The sequence below is a fragment of the Streptomyces laurentii genome (assembly GCF_040635425.1).
Taxonomy (GTDB): domain Bacteria; phylum Actinomycetota; class Actinomycetes; order Streptomycetales; family Streptomycetaceae; genus Streptomyces; species Streptomyces laurentii.
This window is the reverse complement of the sequence record NZ_JBEYHT010000055.1, coordinates 32187-52550: the sequence shown is the minus strand read 5'-3', so window position 1 is coordinate 52550 and position 20364 is coordinate 32187. Positions and strand designations below refer to the sequence as shown.

General features: G+C 74.9%; 13 protein-coding genes and 1 pseudogene. 5 read left to right on the top strand and 9 right to left on the bottom strand.

Annotated features, from left to right (window positions below; all coding sequences use genetic code 11):
- The 3 genes and pseudogenes from ABZ693_RS28015 to ABZ693_RS28005 all read left to right on the top strand — a co-directional run.
- Positions 1–162: pseudogene (locus ABZ693_RS28015) on the top strand (GNAT family N-acetyltransferase); the annotation flags it as partial.
- A 98-nt stretch (positions 163–260) separates the two neighbouring features.
- Entirely contained in the window at positions 261–1490 is a 1230-nt protein-coding gene (locus ABZ693_RS28010) for an MFS transporter (protein WP_359882734.1), read from the top strand.
- A gap of 278 nt (positions 1491–1768) precedes the next feature.
- Positions 1769–5458 carry a S8 family serine peptidase gene (locus ABZ693_RS28005; protein WP_359882725.1) on the top strand — a complete coding sequence of 1230 codons (3690 nt, stop codon included), beginning with the start codon at positions 1769–1771 and terminating at the stop codon, positions 5456–5458.
- Positions 5459–5468: 10 nt separating this feature from the next.
- On the opposite strand, the gene ABZ693_RS28000 is transcribed toward ABZ693_RS28005, so the two are convergent.
- The 5 genes from ABZ693_RS28000 to ABZ693_RS27980 form a co-directional block, all read right to left on the bottom strand.
- Positions 5469–6863 carry a carboxyl transferase domain-containing protein gene (locus ABZ693_RS28000; protein WP_359882722.1) on the bottom strand — a complete coding sequence of 465 codons (1395 nt, stop codon included), beginning with the start codon at positions 6861–6863 and terminating at the stop codon, positions 5469–5471.
- Positions 6856–8361, bottom strand: coding sequence for an acyl-CoA synthetase (locus ABZ693_RS27995; protein ID WP_359882719.1), 1506 nt, complete (start codon positions 8359–8361; stop codon positions 6856–6858). Before ABZ693_RS27995 ends, ABZ693_RS28000 begins: the two co-directional genes overlap by 8 nt.
- 64 nt (positions 8362–8425) lie before the next feature.
- Entirely contained in the window at positions 8426–9580 is a 1155-nt protein-coding gene (locus tag ABZ693_RS27990) for an MFS transporter (RefSeq protein WP_359882732.1), read from the bottom strand.
- 158 nt (positions 9581–9738) lie between these two features.
- The gene (locus tag ABZ693_RS27985; RefSeq protein ID WP_359882729.1) at positions 9739–11250 is read right to left on the bottom strand and encodes a sensor histidine kinase; all 1512 of its coding nucleotides are present in this window, start codon (positions 11248–11250) and stop codon (positions 9739–9741) included.
- A 206-nt stretch (positions 11251–11456) separates the two neighbouring features.
- Positions 11457–12638 (bottom strand): rod shape-determining protein, encoded by a 1182-nt coding sequence (locus tag ABZ693_RS27980; RefSeq protein ID WP_359882716.1) that lies wholly within the window; start codon positions 12636–12638, stop codon positions 11457–11459.
- Positions 12639–12992: 354 nt separating this feature from the next.
- Between ABZ693_RS27980 and ABZ693_RS27975 the strand changes: the two genes are divergently transcribed.
- A complete protein-coding gene (locus tag ABZ693_RS27975; protein ID WP_359882714.1) occupies positions 12993–13892 on the top strand; it encodes an EI24 domain-containing protein in 900 nt (299 codons plus the stop codon).
- Between the two features lie 23 nt (positions 13893–13915).
- Here ABZ693_RS27975 and ABZ693_RS27970 read toward each other — a convergent pair whose 3' ends face one another.
- The 3 genes from ABZ693_RS27970 to ABZ693_RS27960 form a co-directional block, all read right to left on the bottom strand.
- Positions 13916–15175, bottom strand: a complete 1260-nt coding sequence (locus ABZ693_RS27970; RefSeq protein ID WP_359882711.1) for a PP2C family protein-serine/threonine phosphatase — start codon at positions 15173–15175, stop codon at positions 13916–13918.
- A gap of 121 nt (positions 15176–15296) precedes the next feature.
- Positions 15297–16037, bottom strand: a complete 741-nt coding sequence (locus ABZ693_RS27965) for a carbon-nitrogen hydrolase family protein (protein WP_359882708.1) — start codon at positions 16035–16037, stop codon at positions 15297–15299.
- A gap of 132 nt (positions 16038–16169) precedes the next feature.
- A complete protein-coding gene (locus ABZ693_RS27960) occupies positions 16170–16748 on the bottom strand; it encodes a TetR/AcrR family transcriptional regulator (RefSeq protein ID WP_359882706.1) in 579 nt (192 codons plus the stop codon).
- A gap of 139 nt (positions 16749–16887) precedes the next feature.
- Between ABZ693_RS27960 and ABZ693_RS27955 the strand changes: the two genes are divergently transcribed.
- Positions 16888–19392: a glycoside hydrolase family 3 protein gene (locus ABZ693_RS27955; protein ID WP_359882703.1), complete on the top strand. Its 2505-nt coding sequence runs from the start codon at positions 16888–16890 to the stop codon at positions 19390–19392.
- Between the two features lie 28 nt (positions 19393–19420).
- On the opposite strand, the gene ABZ693_RS27950 is transcribed toward ABZ693_RS27955, so the two are convergent.
- Positions 19421–20290 (bottom strand): SGNH/GDSL hydrolase family protein, encoded by an 870-nt coding sequence (locus tag ABZ693_RS27950; RefSeq protein ID WP_359882700.1) that lies wholly within the window; start codon positions 20288–20290, stop codon positions 19421–19423.
- Positions 20291–20364 lie beyond the last annotated feature (74 nt).

Here is a 20364-nt window from a genome sequence, read left to right as displayed (position 1 = left end):
CGGGCCGCCGGGCTCGATTCCATACGGGTCGTGGCCCATCCGCCCGCCGAGGAGTTCTACCTGCGCACCGGCGCCCGCCGCACCGGCACCGTCCCACCCGCCGGGCACACCCACTGGGCCCGCCCCGAGCTCCGCTTCGACCTCACGGCCGACGCCGCGTGAGCGCCACCCGGCAGGAGACGGGGGAGAAGGCCGAGGACGAACCGGCGGGCAAGCCGGCGGGCAAGCCGGCGGGCAAGCCCGCGAGCGGGGAGCGGCGGCTGTTCGCCGACCTCACCCCGCTGCGCACCTCGCCCGACTTCCGCCGGCTCTGGTTCGGCACCAGCGTCACCTGGGTCGGCCAGGGCATGACCGCCCTGGCCATCTCGCTCCAGGTGTACGACATCACCCGGTCGTCGTTCTCCGTCGGCCTCGTCGGACTCTGCTCGCTCGTCCCGCTCGTCGTCTTCGGCCTGTACGGCGGCGCGATCGCCGACACCGTCGACCGCCGCAAGCTCGGCCTCGTCAGCTCCACCGGCCTCGCCGTGCTCTCCGCGGTCCTGGCCGTCGCCGCGTTCGCCGGCTTCGACCAGGTCTGGTTCCTCTACGCGATCGTGGCCCTGCAGGCCGTGTGCGTGGCGCTCAGCTCGCCCGCCCGCAGCTCGATGATCCCCCGGCTGATGCCCGCCGAGCAGCTGCGCGCCGCCAACGCGCTCAACTCGATGACCACGACCTTCGGCACCCTCGTCGGGCCCAGCCTCGGCGGCCTCGTCGTCGGTCTGTCCGGCTACCAGAGCGCGTACCTCATCGACGCCATCGCCTTCTCCGCCTCCCTCTACGCGATGTGGCGGCTGCCCGCGATGCCGCCCGAGCGCGCCGCCGGCGCCGACGGCGACAAGCGCGCCTCCGTCCTCGACGGGCTGCGTTTCCTCGGCACCCGCCCCAATCTGCGCATGACGTTCTTCTCGGACTTCTGCGCGATGATCCTCGCCCACCCCCGCGCGCTGTTCCCGGCGATCGCCGTGCTCTGGTACGGCGGGGACGCCCGGACCACCGGACTCCTCGTTGCCGCACCGGCGTTCGGCGCGCTCCTCGGCGGCGTGCTGTCCGGCTGGCAGGGCCGGATCCACCACCACGGGCAGGCGATCCTGCTGTCCGTCGCCGCCTGGGGCACCGCGATCGCCGCCTTCGGCCTCACCCGGAACCTGTGGCTCGGGCTGTGCCTGCTCGTCGTCGCGGGCTACTCCGACACCGTCTCGATGATCTTCCGGAACACGATGCTGCAGGTCGCGGCCCCGGACGAGATGCGGGGACGGCTCCAGGGCGTGTTCATCGTGGTCGTCGCGGGCGGGCCCCGGCTCGGCGACTTCCTCGCCGGATCCGTGGCCGACCTCGCCAGTCCGGCCGTGGCCATCACGGGCGGCGGTCTCGCCTGTGTCCTCGCCATCGGGCTGCTCGGCCTGTACGGGAAGGGGTTCCGGCGCTACGACGGGCGCGCCCCGGTCGCCTGAACCCGCGACGCGGTTCCGGGCGCCCGGGCCCATGTGGTTCCGGGCGCTCACGCTCACGCGGACCCGGGCGCCCGGCCGCGCGCCTCCCGACCCGAGCCCCCCCGGCCCGCCCGCGCCTGCCCTCCGTACCCCGCTCCCCGCAACCCCCGTGTCCGATCTGGCGGTTGGCCGCCACGGCACATTGCCGCCAGCCGTGGCACGAGTCAACTCCCGCCCCACAGCCGAGACTCATCGCGACGCCCGGACACCCCCGTCCCCCGGGCGCCGAGGAGTCAGTCGTGATCAGACCTTCCGCAGCGGGAAGGGCCGGTCTGCTCGCCGCCGGGCTTTCCCTGGCGCTGCTCACGGCGGGGCAGGTGCCCGCTGGAGCGGCGGCGCCCGCCGTGCCGGACACGTTCCGGAACGGCGCCGCCGCCCCCGCGTCCGCCACCGTCACCCTGGTGACCGGCGACCGGGTCACCCTCACCGGCCTGGCCGGCGGCGCGCAGACGGTCACCGTCGAGCGGGCCAAGGGCGCCACCGGGATCGTCCGCACCGAGACCGTGAACGGCAGGGTCAGCGTCATACCCGACGAGGCCCGGCCCTATCTGGAGTCCGGCGCCCTCGACCGCCGGCTCTTCGACGTCACCGGCCTCGTCGAGCAGGGCCTCACCGGCGACCTGCCGCTGATCGTCACCCACGGCGGCGGCGCCGGCGCCCGGAAGGCCGCCCCCGCGCCGCGCGGTACCAAGCGGGTCCGCGCGCTGCCCAGCGTCGGCGGCAGCGCCGTCACCGTCACCGAACCCGCCGCGTTCTGGCGTGAGTTCACCGCCACCCCGGCCAAGCGGGCGGCGGGCGCGGGGACGGCCAAGGTCTGGCTCGACGCCCGTGTGAAGGCCGCCATGGCCGACTCCAACGCCCAGATCGGCACCCCGAAGGCCTGGGAGGCCGGACTCACCGGCAAGGGCGTCAAGGTCGCCGTCCTCGACACCGGCGTGGACGCCACCCACCCCGACCTGGCCGGCCGCGTCGCCGAGTCCAAGTCCTTCATCGCCGGTCAGCAGGTCGCCGACCGCAACGGCCACGGCACCCACGTCACCTCCACCGTCGGCGGCAGCGGCGCGGGCTCCGACGGCAAGGAGAAGGGCGTCGCCCCCGGCGCCACCCTCGCCGTCGGCAAGGTCCTCAGCGACGAGGGCTACGGCACCGAGTCCGAGATCATCGCCGGCATGGAGTGGGCCGCCCGCGACATCGACGCGAGGATCGTGTCGATGAGCCTCGGCTCCCAGGAGCCCAGCGACGGCACCGACCCGATGGCCCAGGCCGTGAACAGCCTCTCCGCCGAGACCGGCGCGCTGTTCGTCATCGCCGCCGGCAACACCGGCGCCCCCGGCTCCATCGGCTCGCCCGGCGCCGCCGACTCCGCGCTCACCATCGGCGCCGTCGACTCCGCCGACCAGGCCGCGTACTTCACCTCCAAGGGCCCCCGCTACCTCGACCAGGCCCTCAAGCCCGACCTGTCCGCGCCCGGCGTCGACATCCTCGCCGCCCGCTCCCAACTCCTGCCCGGCGGCGGCCTGTACACCTCCATGAGCGGGACGTCGATGGCGACCCCGCACGTCGCCGGCGTCGCCGCGCTGCTCGCCCAGCGGCACCCCGACTGGACCGGCGCCCGGCTCAAGGACGCCCTCATGTCCAGCTCCAAGACGCTGGACGCGTCCGCCTACGACCTCGGCGCGGGCCGCGTCGACGTGGCCGCCGCCGTCAACTCGACCGTGTCCGCGACCGGTTCGGCCGACCTCGGCTACTACGCCTGGCCGTACGAGGACAACAAGCCGGTCGCCAAGACCGTCACGTACACCAACTCCTCCGACGAGCCCGTCGAGCTGAACCTCGCCGTCGAGGGCCTGCCGGCCGGCACCGCCGCCCTCGCCGACAGCAACCTCACCGTCCCGGCGCACGGCACCGCGAGCACCACCGTCACCGGCGACGGCGCCAAGGCCCCGGTCGGCACCAGCTCCGGCCGCGTCACCGCGACGAGCGGCGGCACCGTCGTCGCCCACACCGCGCTCGGCCTGGTGAAGGAGGAGGAGCGCTACACCCTCACCGTCCACGTCAAGGACCGCGACGGCGCCCCCTCCGAAGCCTCCCTCGCCGTACGCCAACTGGCCGCCGGAGTGGACCCGTTCCCCGTCACCGTCGGCGAATCCGGCACGCTTCGGCTGCGCCTCAAGCCCGGCACGTACAGCGTCGACGGCGTCCTCGACGTCCGCGGCTCGCACGGCAAGGACTCCCTCGGCCTCGGTCTCCTCATCGACCCGGAGATCGTGCTCGACCGCGACCGCGAGATCACCCTCGACGGCACCAAGCTGAGGGAGGTCCGCGCCGAGGTCGACCGGCGCACCGAGACCCGGCAGCTCCTCATGGAGTTCGACCGCAAGGGCGGCGGGGCCTCGCACAGCGGCGCCGTCCAGGTGCCCCTGATGTACGACTCGATCTTCACCGCGCCCACCGCCAAGCCCGCCACCGGCACCTTCGAGTACCGCACCGTCTGGCGGCTCGGCAAGCCGCTCCTGGAGGGCACCGCCGCCAGTGCCGCGCTCACCGACCTCACGGTGCAGCCCGGCGGCGCGCTCCTCGAAGGCCGGCAGCGCCTCGCGGTCGTCGACGCGGGCACCGGCACCGCCGCCGAATACGCCGGCAAGGACGTCACCGGCAAGGCCGTCCTGGTCCGCCTCGCCGACGGCGCCGACCCGGTCGAGACCGCCCAGCGGGCCCAGGACGCGGGCGCCAAGGCCCTGTTCGTCACCGACGACCGTCCGGGCCGTCTGATGTCCTGGTTCGGCACCGCCGACTACCAGGACCGGCCGCTCGCCGTCGCCACCGTGAACCAGGCCGACGCCGCCCGGCTCGCCGCGCTCGCGGCCCGCGGGCAGCGCGTCGACCTGACCGGCACCCGCTTCACCCCGTACACCTACGACCTCTCCCAGGGGCACCCCGGCGCCGTCGGCACCGACCTCGTCTACCGGCCCGGCCGCGGCGAACTCGCCACGCTCCGCGCCGCGTACCACATGCCGACCGGCAAGAAGGAGCTCGGCGGCGAGTTCCGCTACTCGATCACCGACACCTTCAGAATCGGTATCGGCTTCAAGGAGTGGATCGGCTTCCCGGTCGAGCGCACCGAGTACGTCTCCACCGGCACCGGCCAGCGCTGGCACGAGTCCGTCGACCTCGGCGAGACCGGCACCTCGCTCGAACAGCGCGGCGGCCAGTCCGTCTACCGGGGCGGCACCGAGGTCCGCAAGGACTGGTTCAAGCCGGTCTGGCACCCGTGGCTCGGCACCGGTCTCGGCTGGGGCCAGGAGCGCAGCGGCGACACCGTCCGCTTCAACACCCCCGGCTGGGGCGACTCCGGCCCCGACCACACCGGCTTCGGCGACGTGTGGGGCGACCCGACGATGACCCAGGTCACCGAGGCGTACGTCAACGGCACGCGCGTCGACCGCAAGACCAGCTCCGGCGCCTACGTCTGGGACGCACCGGCCGAGGAGGCCGAGCTCAGGGTCGTCACGGACACCACCCTGGACCGGGACCGCTGGCGCCTCGGCACCAAGGGGCACGCCGAGTGGACCGTGCGCTCCGCCCACACCCCGGCCGACCGGATCACCTACCTGCCGATGATCAATCTCGGCTTCGACCTGGACACCGACCTCGTCGGCGACGTCCCGGCCGGGAAGCGGCTGCCGGTCCGTGTCTACGCCGAGTACGTGAAGGACGCGGCCGGCACCGGCACGCTCGGCGGCCGGTGGCTGGAGGCCTCCTACGACGAGGGCGCGACCTGGACGAAGGTCGCGCTGAACGCGGACGGCCGCGGCGAACTGGCCGTCCCCCGTGACGCCGCCTCCGTCTCGCTGCGGGCGGGCGCGAACGACGACCGGGGCGGCTCCGTGAAGCAGGAGCTGATCCGCGCGGTCGGCGTCCGCCGCTAGCCGCCGGCCGCTAAGCGGGCTCGGCGGGGTGGCCGGACGGCCCGGCCACCCCCACCACCCCGCGTGCCGCGCCGAGTTCGACCAGGTCCTGGGGGCACAGCCGGAGCTGTCCGGCCGTCTCCGGGACCTGGTCGTCCGCCCGTTTGAGGATCCGCGCCGCCAACTCCGGTGCGATGACGGAGAAGTAGCCGTCCGGCGTCACCCACGTGGCGCCGGGCGCGGCCAGCGCGAGCGCCCCGCCCGAACCGCCCTCCCCGATCACCAGCGACGTGACCGGCACCCGGGCCCCCGCGATCGCCGCGAACGCCTGCGCGATGGCCGGGCCCGCGCCCGCCCGTTCGGCCGCGGCGTCATTGGCCGCGCCGGGCGTGTCGATCAGGGTGAGGACCGGGATCCCGAGCCGTTCCGCGAGCCCCAACAGCCGTACCACCGTGCGGAATCCGGCGGGCCTGGTCGCGCCGCCGTCCTGTGCCGCGTACGCCACCACCCGGCCCTCGCGCAGCCCGAGACCGCACTCCACCCGGTCGTCGGCGCCGCCCTCCCGGTCCCCGCGGATCGCCGCCCGCACCTCGAAGTAGGCGTCGAGGTACGCCCCGGCCCGCGGCCGGTCCGCCGCCCGCGCCCGCAGCACGGCCTCCCAGCCGGTGGCGGGCAGCGGGAGGTCGCGCAGCGCGTCCGGCGGGGGAGCGGGCGTCCCGTCGTGGCCGGCCACACCGGTGTCCGGGGCCAGCAGGCGCAGCCACGACGCCAGGGTGTCCCGCAGCCGGGCCGGGGCGACGAGCGCGTCCACGTGCCCGTGCGCGTACTGGTCCTCGGCCGTGTACGCGGCGGGGTCGGCGTCCGGCGGGCGGACCCGGGACCCGGCGAACGCGACCTGCGCGCCGGGCAGCGCCAGGGTGACGTCCGCGCCCGCGCCGACGGTGGCCCAGCCGCCGCCGGTGGTCGGGTCGCGCAGCACGGCGATCTGCGGGACGCCGGCGGCGCGCAGCCGTACGGACGCCGCGGCGACCCGCTGCAGCTGGCCGAGCGCGATCATGCCCTCCTGCATCCGGCTGCCGCCGGTGGCGACCAACGACACCAGCGGGACCCGGAGTTCGGCCGCGGCGGCGTACGCGGCCACGATCCGGTCGCCCGTCGCGCGGCCGAGCGAGCCGCCGAGGAAACCGAACTCGAAGACCGCCAGGACACAGGCCCGGCCGCCGACCTCCGCCGTCCCGCACAGGATCGACTCGTCCTCGCCGGTCCGCGCGGACGCGCGGGCGCGGGAGTCGTCGTATCCGGTCCAGCCGAGCGGCCCGTCGACCGCTGTGCCGTCCGTCCTGGACGCGTCCGAGGGCGGCGGAAGGGGCGTGAAACCGTCCGCGACCAGGGCGATGACCTCGCGGGCCGTCATCCGTTCAGCCACGACGTGCCTCCGAGTCCTCGGCGTTCTCAGCGAGGGCCTTCTTCAGGATCTTGCCCATGTCGTTGCGCGGCAGCGCCGCCAGGAAGCGGACCTCGCGCGGTCGCTTGTGCGGGGCGAGCAGCCCGGCGACGTGCGCGGCGAGCGCGTCCGGGGCCGGCGGCCGGTCGGGGTCGGCCGGCACCACCCACGCCACGATCCGCTCGCCCAGGTCCGGGTCCGGCGCGCCGGTCACGGCGGCCTCGCGGACCTCCGGGTGGTCGAGCAGCGCGTTCTCGATCTCGCCCGCGCCGATCTTGTAGCCGCCGCTCTTGATGAGGTCGGTGGCCCGGCGGCCCACCAGGCGCACGAACCCGTCGGCCTCCCGTACCGCCATGTCCCCGGTGCGGAACCAGCCGTCGCCGGTGAACGCCGCCGCCGTCGCCTCCGGCCGGTTCAGATACGCGCTGAACAGGTTCGGCCCCCGGACCTGCACCTCGCCGATCGTCTCCCCGTCGCGCGCGTCCACGACCCCGCCGCCGTCCTCGTCGTCTTCGTACACCAGTCGCAGTTCCACGCCGCGCAGCGGCAGCCCGACGGACCCGGGGCGCGGGCCCGAGCCGACGGGGACGGAGGTGTTCATGAGGGTCTCGCTCATGCCGTACCGCTCGATCACCGTCCGCCCCGTCGCCGCCGTGATCCGCTCGTGGTCGGGTACGGGCAGCGCGGCCGAGCCGGACACCAGCAGCCGCGCCCCGGCCAGCGCCCGGACCAGCGCCGGGTCGTGGGGGAGGGCCTCGGCGATCCGGTGGTACATGGTCGGCACGCCGAACAGCATCGTCCCGCCGCCGTCGCCCAGCTCCTTCGCGACGCCCTCGACGGAGAAGCCGCCCAGATGCCGCAGCTCGCCGCCGCGCCGCAGCGGGCCGAGGACGCCGAGGACCAGACCGTGTACATGGAACAGCGGCAGCCCGTGCACCAGGACGTCGTCGCCGGTCCACGCCCACGCCTCGGCGAGCGCGTCGAGGGAGGCGGCGACGGCCCGGCGGGAGAGGACGACGCCCTTGGGCGGGCCGGTGGTGCCGGAGGTGTAGACGATCAGGGCGGGGGCCTCGGGGTCCGAAGGCTCCGTCGGCTCCTCGACCCGTGGCCCGTCCGTCTCCGCCACGGATGACTCGACATCGATGCGCGGCACCTCCGCGAGCCCGTCCGGCAGCGCGTCCCCCGGCCCCGCGAGCACCGCGCCCGGCGCGCTGTCGCCGACGATGTGGGCCAGCTCCCGCGCGCCGGTGCGCGGGTTGAGCGGCACCACCGGCACCCCGGCGAGCAGCGCGGCCACCACCGCGACCGCCGTCTCCGTGGTCGGCGTGGCCCAGACGGCGACCCGTCCGGTGCCCGCCAGCCGGGCCGTCAGGGCGCCGGCCGCCCGGGCCAGTTCCGCGTACGTCGTCGTCGGGCCCGCGCCGAAACGCAGGGCGGGCCGGTCGGCCGCGGCCGCCAGGGCCGGGAAGAGGGCGCTCATGGCCGCATTCTGCCTGGTCGGCGAGGCCCACGGCAGACCCCCTCCGGGGACCCCGGGGCAACCCTCAGGAGCCGGCCGGTTCACCCTCCGGCCGCAGCGTGCGCATCCGCCCGTACGCGTACACACAGCCGGCGAGCGTCAGGTCGGACAGGAGCATGAAGCCGATCGAGTACGAGCCCTTCGCGCTGTAGATCGCGCCCATCACCAGCGGGGGCACGAAGCCGCCGAGGCCGCCCATCGCGCCGACGATGCCGGTCACGCTGCCGACCTGGGCCTGTGGGGTGACCTGGGAGACCAGCGCGAAGACCGAGCCGCTGGTGGTGCCGAGGCCGGCGGCCATGATGAGCAGGGCGATCGTGCCGCCCGGGTTCAGCGGCGGGTCGAAGGCCTGGACGATGGCGAGGAGGGCGACCGTGCCGAGCGCGACGGCCGTCACCACCGCCGGGTGGACCCGGTCCGAGAACCAGCCGCCCAGCGGCCGGAAGATCACCGTGACCAGGGCGAACCCGGCGGCCTTGGTGCCCGCGTCGGTCTGGTCCAGGTCGTACCAGGTCTTCAGATACGTCGGCAGGTACACACCGAACGCGACGATGCCGCCGAACCCGATCGCGTACAGCGCCGACAGCTCCCAGGTCACCCGCAGCCGCCCGGCCCGCCCGAGCCGTGTGCCCAGGGACGCGGCCGGGACCGGCCGGTCGGGGCGGTCGCTGACGAGCAGGACGGCGAGCAGCGCGTACGCGGCGAGCGCGCAGGCCACCACGATGAACGGCAGGTTCTCGTGGTGCTCGGCCATCCGCGGCGTGAAGTACCCGGACAGCGCCACGCCGCCCATGCCCATGCCGAAGACGCCGAGCGCGAGACCGCGTTTCGCGGGCGGGAACCAGGAGTTGACGAGCGGGATGCCGATGGCGAACGTGGTGCCGCCGAGGCCCAGCAGGAACGCCACGACCAGCATCAGGCCGTAGCTGTCCTTGACCACGATCAGCAGCAGTACGGGCACGATCGTCAGCGCCGACACCAGCGGGAACATCAGCTTCGCGCCGTACCGGTCGGTGAGCGCCCCGACCGGGATCCGGCCGAGCGAGCCGACCAGGACCGGGATCGCGACGAGCAGCGACTGCCGGAAGGAGCTGAGCGACAGCGTCTCGCCGAAGTGGGGTCCGAGCGGGGCGATCAGTGACCAGGCCCAGAAGGTGAGCCCGAAGCCGACCGTGGCCATGGCGAGGTTGCGGTAGGCGGCCGCCGGGATGTGCGGCGCGGCGCCGGACTTCGCTGCGGTGTCCACGTCACCAGTCAAGGCGGGACGTCCGGCCGCGGCGCGCGGGACTGCTCCGTACGGGGCCTGTCCGTATGCACGGAGGAAACGCGGGCGTCCCGTCACGCCTCCGGCGGCCACGTCACCACGGCCGGCGGCGCCCCGTCGTCCGCCACCCGCAGCCGCAGGCCGTCCGGGCCCGCGCTCACCTCGACCGACACCGCCCCGACGCCCGGCCGCCGGTGCGCCGCGGCGAGCGCGCCCCGGAGCGTGGCGAGCAGCCGGTCGGCGGCGGTGGCGGTGCGCGCAGCGGCGTGGGTGGCGGCGGTGGCGGTGCCGGTGGTGTCATCCATGGTGTCGGTGAGGGTGTCGACGGCGCCGGAGAAGTGCACGGACGGCTGGAAACCGAGCAGCGCCGCCGCGCCGCCCGTCTCGCGCAGCACCCGGCCGCGGAACGAGGCCGGGACATCCGCCGGCGGCTGCTGGAGCGCGAAGATCGTGGTGCGGACCTCCTGGATCGTCGAGTCCAGCTCGTCGACGGCCCGCCCGATCAACGCGTGCTCGCCGGAGGCCGGGGCCGACCGCCGCCGGGTGGACTCCAGCATCATCTCGGTGGCGAACAGCCGCTGGACGACCAGGTCGTGCAGATCGCGGGCGATCCGGTCGCGGTCCTCGTAGACGGCGAGCCGTTCGCGGTCGGCGGCCGCGTCGGCGAGCACCAGGGCGAGCGCGGCCTGCGAGGCGAACTGCGTGGCGAGCAGCCGGTCCACCGCGGTGTACGGGAGGCCGCCGCGCCGCCGAGGCAGCGCGAGGGTGCCGATGAGCCGCCCGCCGCTGCGCAGCGGCAGCATCATCGACGGCCCGAACCGGCTCCGTACGACGGTCGTCATCCGCGGATCGGTGGCCGAGTCCTCGATGAACACCGGCTCACCGCCGAGGAGTTGGACGAGTACGGGGGAGCCGGGCGCGATCGTGACACCGACCAGGTCGGCGGGGTCGCCGGCGGTGGAGGCGGCGACGATCTCCATGCCGCCCGCCGCGGTGGGCTGGAGCACCACGCCGGCGGAGGCGTCGGCGAGCAGCCGGGCCTGTTCGGCGACGGCGCCCAGGGCGTCCCCGGCGGGCCGGCCGGAGAGCAGCGCGTTCGTCACGGCCGCGGTGCCCTCGATCCAGCGCTCGCGCCGCCGGGCGGTCTCGTGGCGGCGGGCGTGCGCGACGGCGGTGCCGGCCTGGGCGGCGAGGACCCGCAGCAGGGCCCGGTCCTGCCCGGTGAACGGGCCGGTGCGCTCGCCGGCGAGGCACAGGGTGCCGACCACCTCGGTGCCGCCGCGGACGGGAACGCGGACGGGAATATCGAGGATCGGGCCCGGGGCGCCGAGAAGCACGCCGAGCAGCCCGGTGCGGCCGGCGGGGAGCCGGCCGGCGCGCCGGCGCTGCTCCTCGGTGAGACCACAGGTGAACAGGCCGGTGATGCCCCGGTGTTCGCGCGCGTCCGCGTCCCCGTCCCCGTCCCCGAGGACGCCCAGGGCCCCGTAGCGGGCGCCGGTCAGCCTGGCCGCGGTGTCCACGAGGTACTGGAGGGTGGCGGGCGGTCCGAGGTCGCCGCCGACGCCGAGGACGGCTTCGAGCGGCATCGGCAGTCGGGGGACCTCGGCGCCGGTACGGGTGTCGCCGCCGGTACCGGTGTCGGTACCGGCCTCGGTGTCGATGTCGGTACCGGCCTCGGTGTCTCCGGCGGAGCCGCCGCCGTCGCCCGCTTCCTCGCCCTCGTCCGTGATCGACATGGTGTCATTGTCGTACAAAATACGGACAGCTGGGCAGGGGACGCGCGTCAGGCGGATCACTCCGCCGCGGTGGGCCGCTCGCCCGCCGGCGGGTCGTCGCCCGCGAGGTCGGCCGCCAGGTCGTCCGCCGCGGACCGGGCGCTCAGCGGACGCTCGCTCAGCGGACGGTCGTCCACCGGGCCGTCCACGGAGATGCGGCCGTCCACCGAGATCGGGCCGAGGGCCAGCGGCTGGACCCGCCCCTCCAGCATCGCGCCGAGCCCGAGCACGGCGCACACGTCGGGCCGCTCCGCGATCTGCACGGGCATCCCGGTCGCCTCGCGCAGCATCTGGTCGAGGCCCGGCAGCAGGGCGCTGCCGCCGACCATCATGATGCCCCGGTCGGCGAGGTCGGCGACCAGATCGGGCGGGCAGTCGCGCAGCACCTTGCCGATGCCGTCGAGGACGGCCGTGAGCGGGGTCTGGATGGCCTGGCGTACGGCGGCGGTGTCGATGGTCACCGAACGGGCCAGGCCGGTCGCCACGTCCCGGCCGTGGATCTCGGTGTACGTCGGGCCCTGGACGGTCAGGCCGTTGCCGTGCAGGGCCACCTGCAGCGGGCGGACCGACTGGCTCGGCAGCATCAGCTCGTGCTGGTGGCGCAGGTGCTGGATGACGGCGTGGTCGATGGCGTCGCCGCCGACCGGCATCCGCTCGGCGGTCACGATCGAACCCAGCGAGAGCACCGCGACCTGCGTGGTGGCCGCCCCGCACACCAGGATCATGGTCGCCGTCGGCTGCTCGACCGGGAGGCCGCAGCCCACGGCCGCCGCGATCAGCGTGTCGACCAGTTCCACCCGGCGGGCGCCCAGGCCGACCAGGGTCTCCACGGCCGCGCGCTGGGCGAGCGGGTCGCTGTCGTGCGGGGTGCACGCGGCCGCCCGCAGCCGGGGCTTGCGGCGCAGCTGGCGGCGCAGCTTGTCGCCGAGGAGGTGCCGGAGCATCCGCTGGGCCATCTCGATGTCGACGACCGTGCCGCCGGAGACCGGACGGACCACCCGGATGTAGTCCGGGGTGCGGCCGGTCATCTTCTCGGCCAGCGCGCCGACCGCGATCAGCGCGCCGGAGCGGGTGTTCACGGCGGCCACCGACGGTTCGTCGACGACGAGCCCGGCGCCCTTCACGAAGACCCGGGTCCGGGCGGCGCCCAGATCGACCGCGACATGGCAGCGGCGCAGTTGCTCGAGGCTGACGGTCACGGCGGTCCTCCGGAGGGTGGGTGAGGGTGGGTACGGGGCGGGGATTGCGGGCCTGCGAGGCGCGCCCTCTCCTGGCATCGTCCTGCCGCCCCGGGCCCCGCGCGCGCCGGGCTGGGCCGCCCGGGGGTGCGTTGCCGCTGACGTTTCGTCAGGCTCAGGGCAGAGGTTCGGGAGGCCGTGACCGACGGTGAGGAGGGGGCCGAGTTCGCTATCTGGGCCGGTAGCCCGCACACTGGGGGAGGGCCGCACTCTGACCGACCAGGGTGCGGCCTCTCTTCGCGTTCCCCCGGACCTCCTCTTTCCACAGGTCCCCTCCGCCCGGCAGCACCCGCGAGACCCCCTAGGGTGAGCGGCATGCGTGACATCGGGGCGGGTTTCGGTTATCTCCTTCAGGGCCAGAAATGGGTCTTCGGCCACGGACGGTGGTTCGGCTTCGGGCTGCTGCCCGGGCTCGTCACCTTCGTCCTGTACGCGGGCGCGTTCGTGGGCCTCTTCTACGGCGCGGACGATCTGACGGCCTGGGCCACCCCGTTCGCCGACGACTGGGGCTCGCCCTGGCAGGGGCTGCTGCGCGGCACGCTCACCTTCCTGGTGTTCGGACTCGGCCTGTTCCTCGCCGTGATCACCTTCACCGCCGTGACGCTGCTGATCGGGCAGCCCTTCTACGAGTCGCTGTCCGAGGCGGTCGACCGCGCCGAGGGCGGCGAGGCGCCCGAGTCCGGCCGGCCGCTGTGGCAGGAGCTGTGGGTCTCGGCCCGGGACAGCCTGCGCGTCCTCGTCCGTGTCGCGCTCTACGGCGTCCTGCTCTTCGCCGCCGGATTCATCCCGGTCGTCGGGCAGACCGTGGTGCCCGCGCTCGGCTTCTGCGTCTCCGGCTTCTTCCTCACCGAGGAGCTGACGGCGGTGGCGCTCCAGCGCCGGGACGTCGACTTCAAGGAACGCCTCGGCCTGCTGCGCGGCCGCCGGACGCTCGCCCTCGGTTTCGGCGTCCCCCTCACGCTGTTCTTCCTCGTCCCCTTCATCGCCGTCCTGCTGATGCCGGGCGCGGTGGCGGGGGCGACGCTGATGGCCCGGGACCTCGTCGGCGAGACCTCGGCGGACGAGGACGAGGACGGGAACGGGGGCTCGGGTGAGTCCCGGCCCGGCACGGGTGCCGGAGGCCACCCCGTACAGCCGCAGCCCAACCCGTACCAGCAGGCGAACCCGTACCAGCACCAGCAGCCGTACCGGCAGCTCGGCCCGTACTCCTCCTGATCCCGCTCCGCTCCGTCCCGTCCCTACAGGCCGAGGACGATCAGCGCGGTGTCGTCGGTCGCCCCGCCCACCGGCAGCATGTCGAGCAGCAGCGCGTCCGCCAGCGTCTCGGGCGGGGAGGTGTGGTTCCGGCGGACGGCCTCGGCGAGCCGGTCGAGGCCCGCGTCGATGTCCTCGTGGCGCCGCTCGATCAGCCCGTCCGTGTAGAGCACCAGGGTCCCGCCCGGCGTGAACGCGGCCTCCGCCTGCGGCCGGGTGCCGTGCGCCAGATACGCGCCGAGCGGCGGGTCGGTGGCCCGGTCCAGGAACTCCACCGTCCCGTCCGTGTGCACCAGGACCGGCGGCGGATGCCCGGCGCTGCTGTACGTGATGACCCCGCGCCCGAAGTCGATCCAGGTCTCGACGGCGGTGGAGTTCTCGGCGCCCTCGACGGACCGGGCGTACAGATCGAGCACGTCGAGGGCCTGCGCGGGGCCGTCCGCCACCCGGGAGGCGGCGCTGAGGGCGCTGCGCAGCTGGCCCATCACCCCGGCCGCCGCGAGCCCGTGCCCGACGACGTCGCCGACCGCGACCCCGATCCGGTCGGCGGCCGCGCCGGTCACCCCGCCGTATCCGTCGCCGTCCAGGGTGACCAGGTCGTACCAGTCGCCGCACACGTTCAGCGCGCCGATCGCCGGCCGGTAGCGCACCGCCGAGCGGTGCGGCCCGATCGGCCCGGGGGCCGGCAGCATCGCCTCCTGGAGGGCCAGCGCCACCTCCCGCTCGCGGGCGTGCGCCGCGCGCAGCTGCTCGTTGACCTGCTGGAGCTCGCGCGCCCTGGCGTACAGCTCGGCCTCCAGGACGCGGGTGCGGCCGCGGACCGGCCCGCCGCGGGCCCGGATCAGCTCGGTGATCTCCTCCGCGCGCAGCACGAGGAGCTCGACGGTGCCGTCGGGGCCGAACACCGGGGCGTTGACAGGGCTCCAGTAGTGCTCCTCCCACTCGCCGGACCGCTCGGCCGACTCGACGTCGTAGCGCTGTGGGGCCATGGTGTCCCGCTCGCCGGTCTCCAGGACCCGGCGGAGCGAGGCGGCGAGGGTCCGTACACCGTTCTGCTGGGGATCGTTCGGGCTGACGGGGAAGGTGTCGTACAGACTCCGGCCGATGGTCCGCTCGCGGTCGCGGCCGGACATCCGCAGGAATTCCTCGTTGGCGTCGACGAACACCAGGTCCGGGGTGAGCACGGCGACCATGCCGGGCAGCGCCCGGAAGACGCCCGCGTAGTCGATCGGCCTGTCGGTCATCCGTCCCTGCTCCGCCCGCCGCCGGTCGCCTGACTCCGTCCGTCCCCCGGTATCAGGGTGCGCCGGGGGGCGGGCGGTCCACATCCCGGAGGGGTACGGGGGAGTGGCGGCGGGCGGCCCGCTACCGGCCGGCCGGGGCCTTCCGGTCCGCCGGAACGTCGACGAGGACGTAGCCGGGGGCGTCGGGCCCCGCGTCCGCGAGCCGTACGCCGTCCGGGCCCCAGCCGCCGGCGCGGCCGGCGCCCTGGCCGGCCTCGCTGGAGCCGAGGGCGTTGCCGAGGACGACGTGGAGGCCGAAGTCACGGGAGCGAGCGGGGTAGACCGTCTCGAACTGGTCGTTGCCGATCTCCAGCACGGCGCTCGACAGGTAGGCGTGGCAGCCGTCGGCGGCGGCGCGTTCGGCGAGGCCGGGGAAGCGGTTGTCGTAGCAGGTGGCGGTGGCGTACCGGATGCCGTCGAGCTCGAACCGTCCGTCGGCGGTGCCCGGGGTGAAGACCTCGGCTTCGATCCCGTACAGATGCTGCTTGTCGTAGCGGGTGAGGAGCCCGCCGTCCGGCCCGATGACCAGGGTGGTGACGGCGAGGCGGCCGTCGTCGGTCAGGACCGGCCCGCCGACGAGGGCGGTGGCGGACACGGCGCGGCAGGCCTCGCGTACGGGGTCGAGCCGCGGGTCGTCCTCGGTGAGGGCGAGGGCGGGGGTGTCCCGGATGAGGCGGGGCTCGTAGCCGGTGAGGCAGAGTTCGGCGAAGACGACGACGCGGGCGCCGTCGGCGCCCGCGGAGCGGATCAGGTCGGAGACGGCGCGGACGTTGGCGGCGATGTCCCCGGCGACCGGGGTGAATTGAGTGGCGGCGACGATCATGACGGCCATCCTCGCACCGGCGGGGGAAGGCGCGACTCCCGGAAAGAGGGCGGCCACACCAGAAGCCCGCGAAACCTCGGCCGTCGGTGCCTCCGCACCCGCACCACCAGCACCCCCACCGAGACAGCCGCCCTACCCCACCCCCACCCGCCCCTCCCTCAACAGCGCCAGGAAGTCCCGGAACGCCGCCGGCATGTCCACCGCCTCCGGGTCGAGCAGCCACTGGTACTGCAGGCCGTCCATCACCGCCGTCAGCAGCGGCGCCGCCCGCTCCGGCGTGAGGCCGCCCGGCAGTTCGTCGCCGAACTCGGCGCGCAGCACCGCCGCCAGGTGCGCGCGCGTCTGCGCGTAGCGCTCCGTGAAGAAGGCGCGGGCCGGGTGGTCCTCCGTGACGCTCTCGCCGAGCAGCGCCGAGAACGTCTGCACGATCCCCGGGCGCATCGCGTTGTACTCGACCAGCGACTCCAGGAGATCGAGCCGCCAGTGTTCCCTCCCCCGCCCCCCGCCCGTGTCCCAGCGGTCGCGCTCCTCCAGGACCGCGACGAGCAGCGCCTCCTTGGTCGGGAAGTAGTGCAGCAGGCCCTGCTGGGTGAGGCCGACCCGTTCGGCCACCGCGCTCAGCGACGCGCCCCGGTAGCCGCGTTCGGCGATCACTTCGAGAGCCGCCCGGACGATCTCCGTCCGCCGCTCCTCGTTCCTGGCTCGGGCCATCGTCCCGCCTCCCGTCTCGCGCCCTGTCGGACAGGACCGTACGTCATCCGCAAAGTCACGAAGAAGTAACGTCACCTACCGGCTTACAGGGAGATGGTCCACGATGGGCCGCACCAGCACTTCGACGCGGAGGTACGGCATGCGGGACACGGCGGGCACGGCGGACGCTGCGGGCACGGTGGAAACGGCGGCCGACCCCGACACGACACGCGAGCGCGTCGTCGAGGCCGCCCTCGCCGCCCTCGACCTGGACACCAAGGCCCGGCTGCTCGCCGGCCGCGACATGTGGTCGCTGCCCGCCCTGCCCGCGATCGGCCTCGCCTCGCTCGTCCTGTCCGATGGCCCCGTCGGCGTCCGCGGCGTCCGCTGGAGCGCCGACGATCCCTCCGTCGCCCTGCCGTCCCCCACCGCCCTCGCCGCCTCCTGGGACCCCGGCCTCGCCCGCCGGGCCGGCCGGCTGCTCGCTCAGGAAGCCCGCCGCAAGGGCGTCCACGTCCTCCTCGCCCCCACCGTCAACCTCCACCGCTCCCCGCTCGGCGGCCGCCACTTCGAGGCCTACAGCGAGGACCCGTACCTCACCGGCGCCCTCGCCACCGGCTACGTACAGGGCGTCCAGGACGGCGGCGTCGGTACCACCGTCAAGCACTTCGTCGCCAACGACGCCGAGACCGACCGCTTCACCGTCGACAACCGCGTCGCCGACCGCCCGCTCCGCGAGCTCTACCTCGCCCCCTTCGAGGCCGTCGTCGCGAACGCCCACCCCTGGGGCATCATGACGGCCTACAACCAGGTCAACGGCACCACGATGACCGAGCACCGCCATCTCGTCCACGACGTCCTGCGCGGCGAGTGGGGCTTCGACGGCGTCAACGTCTCCGACTGGATGGCCGCCCGCTCCACCCGGGCCGCCATCGACGCCGGCCTCGACCTCGCCATGCCCGGCCCCCAGACCGTGTACGGGCCGGCGCTCGCCGCCGCCGTCCGGGCCGGTGAGGTCGACGAGGCCGCCGTCGACACCGCCGTACGCAACGTCCTGCGGCTCGCCGCCCGCGTCGGCGCCCTCGACGGCGCCCCGCCCGTCGTCACCACCCCGCCCGCCCCCGTCGACGGCGCCGCGCTCGCCCGCGAGATCGCTCACCGCGGCGTCGTCCTCGTCCGCAACGAGGGCGGCCTGCTGCCCCTGGCCCCGGACCGCCCCGGCGGCACTCCCGCCCCCGCCACCGTCGCGCTCTCCGGCGCCGCCGCTCGTGACGCCCGCGTCCTCGGCGGCGGCTCCGCCCAGGTCTTCCCCGACCACGTCGTCTCCCCGCTCGACGGCCTCGCCGCCGCCCTCCCCGACGGTGCGCTCACCTTCTCCCTCGGCGCCGACCCCAACGACGAACTCGCCGCCGCCGACCGGGGGTTCACCCTCCGTACCGTCTGCCGCGACGCCTCCGGCGCCGTCCTCGGCGAGGCCGGCCTGCCCACCGGCCAGGTCCAGTGGATCGGCGACGACCTCCCCGCCGGCGTCACCCACGACACCCTCGCCTCCGTCGAGATCACCGGCACCTTCACCCCGCGCGAGAGCGGCGCCCACTCCTTCGGCACCCGCGGCCTCGGCGGCTTCGTCCTCACCGTCGACGGTCACATCCTCTTCGACGGCGCCCAGGGGCTCGGCCCCGAGACCGACCCCTTCGAGGCGTTCTTCGGCGCGCCCACCGCCCGCGGCACGGCCGAGCTGACCGCCGGACGGACCGTCGGCGTCTCACTCCGCCACACCCTCGATCCGGAGCTCGCGACCCCGCTGCCCGCCGTCGCCTTCTCCCTCGTCCATCTCCCGCCGCGCCGCGACCCCGACGAACTGATCGCCGAGGCCGCCGAGGCCGCCCGCCGCGCGGACACCGCCGTCGTGGTCGTCGCCACCACCGAGCGCGTCGAGTCCGAGGGCTTCGACCGCACCGGCCTGGCCCTGCCCGGCCGCCAGGACGACCTCGTCCGCGCCGTCGCCGCCGCCAACCCGCGCACCGTGGTCGTCGTCAACGCCGGCTCCCCGGTCGAGATGCCCTGGCGCGACGAGGTCGCCGCGATCCTCCTCGCCTGGTTCCCCGGCCAGGAGGGCGGCGCGGCCCTCGCCGACGTCCTCACCGGCGCCGCCGAACCCGGCGGCCGCCTCCCCACCACCTGGCCCGCCGCCCTCGCCGACGCCCCCGTCACCGAGGTCACCCCGGTGGACGGCGTGCTCGACTACAGGGAGGGCGTGTTCATCGGATACCGCGCCTGGGACCGGGCCGGCGCCGTCCCCGCGTACCCCTTCGGCCACGGCCTCGGCTACACCACCTGGTCGTACGACTCCCTCGTCGCCACCCCGGACTCGGCCGTCGTCCGCCTCACCAACACCGGCACCCGCCCCGGCCGCGAGGTCGTCCAGATCTACCTCGTGCCCGCCCACGACCCCGTCGAGCGCCCGGCACGCTGGCTCGCCGGTTTCGCGAGCGTGGCGGCCGGCCCGGGCGAGACCGTCGAGGTCACCGTCGAGCTGCCGCGCCGCGCGTTCGAGGTGTGGGACGAGAAGGCGGGCGGCTGGACCCGCGTCGACGGTACGTACCGGGTGGTGGCCGCCCACTCCCTCGACGACACCCGCCTCGGCGTGACCCTCGACCTCTGACCGCCGGTCTCAAGGAGTCGGGGACGGTTCACGGCTTGGTGATCCGCTGGTACGCGAGGCCGGCGAGCCGTGCCTGGCCGTCCCGGCTCGGGTGGAAGAAGTCCCACGGGCTCAGCTGGGGCTGCTCGAAGGCGAAGCCGAAGACCGCTCCGTCGTCGTACCGGCAGCGGTCGTCCTTCGCGCACACCTCCTTCAGTACCCGGTTGTACGCCACCACGCGCTCCCGTACCGCCGCCCGGCGCTGCTCGGCGGCCGCGCTCAGGTCCTGCGGGTCCTTCAGCATCGCGCCGCAGATGCCCAGCTGCCACACCTGACGGCCCATCGGGCTCACCCGTCCGGTCGACCACAGCCGCTTGAGGTCCGGCAGGCTCGACACGTACACCTGTGCCTTCGGCGCCCCCTTCCGCAGCGCGGCGAGGGAGGTGGTGAAGGAGGTACGGAAGTCGTCGACCGGGGTCATCTCGTCCGGCCGGTCCCGGCAGGCGTCGTTCGCGCCCATCATGACCGTCACCAGCTCGGGCCGTTCGGCCGCCGCCGCGGTCATCTGCTCCGGCAGCTCGGCCATCCGCGCCCCGGTGCGGGCCAGGTTCCAGCTGTGCGTGGCGACCTTCCCGGGGCCGAGCAGTCGCAGCGCGAGCGAGTTCACGTCCGTGTCGGTGCCGGTCGCCCACGACACCTCGGGGCAGTCCGCCAGGACCGTACAGGCGTCGAAGGCGCGGGTGACGGAGTCGCCGACGGCGGCGACCGAGCCGGGGGAGGTGTCCCAGACGGGCTTCGCCGGTACGGCGGGCCGGCCCGCCCCGGAGCCGGACCGGGACCCGGTGCCGGACCCGTCGGCCGAGCAGCCGGCCACGGCCCCGGTGCACAGCAGGACCGCCGCCGTTCCGGCGACAGCCATGCGGAAACGTTTTCGCATGGGCATCCGCGATCCCCTCCTTCGCGGTCCGGCCGCGTCCCGGCGAGTGAAAGCTT

Coding starts and splice junctions, on each gene's coding strand:
- ABZ693_RS27995 (WP_359882719.1), bottom strand. CDS start 8,361: ATGAGCGCCCTCTTCCCGGCCCTGGCGGCCGCGGCCGACCGGCCCGCC.
- ABZ693_RS27990 (WP_359882732.1), bottom strand. CDS start 9,580: ATGGCCACGGTCGGCTTCGGGCTCACCTTCTGGGCCTGGTCACTGATC.
- ABZ693_RS27985 (WP_359882729.1), bottom strand. CDS start 11,250: ATGCCGCTCGAAGCCGTCCTCGGCGTCGGCGGCGACCTCGGACCGCCC.
- ABZ693_RS27975 (WP_359882714.1), top strand. CDS start 12,993: ATGCGTGACATCGGGGCGGGTTTCGGTTATCTCCTTCAGGGCCAGAAA.
- ABZ693_RS27970 (WP_359882711.1), bottom strand. CDS start 15,175: ATGACCGACAGGCCGATCGACTACGCGGGCGTCTTCCGGGCGCTGCCC.
- ABZ693_RS27965 (WP_359882708.1), bottom strand. CDS start 16,037: ATGATCGTCGCCGCCACTCAATTCACCCCGGTCGCCGGGGACATCGCC.
- ABZ693_RS27960 (WP_359882706.1), bottom strand. CDS start 16,748: ATGGCCCGAGCCAGGAACGAGGAGCGGCGGACGGAGATCGTCCGGGCG.
- ABZ693_RS27955 (WP_359882703.1), top strand. CDS start 16,888: ATGCGGGACACGGCGGGCACGGCGGACGCTGCGGGCACGGTGGAAACG.
- ABZ693_RS27950 (WP_359882700.1), bottom strand. CDS start 20,290: ATGGCTGTCGCCGGAACGGCGGCGGTCCTGCTGTGCACCGGGGCCGTG.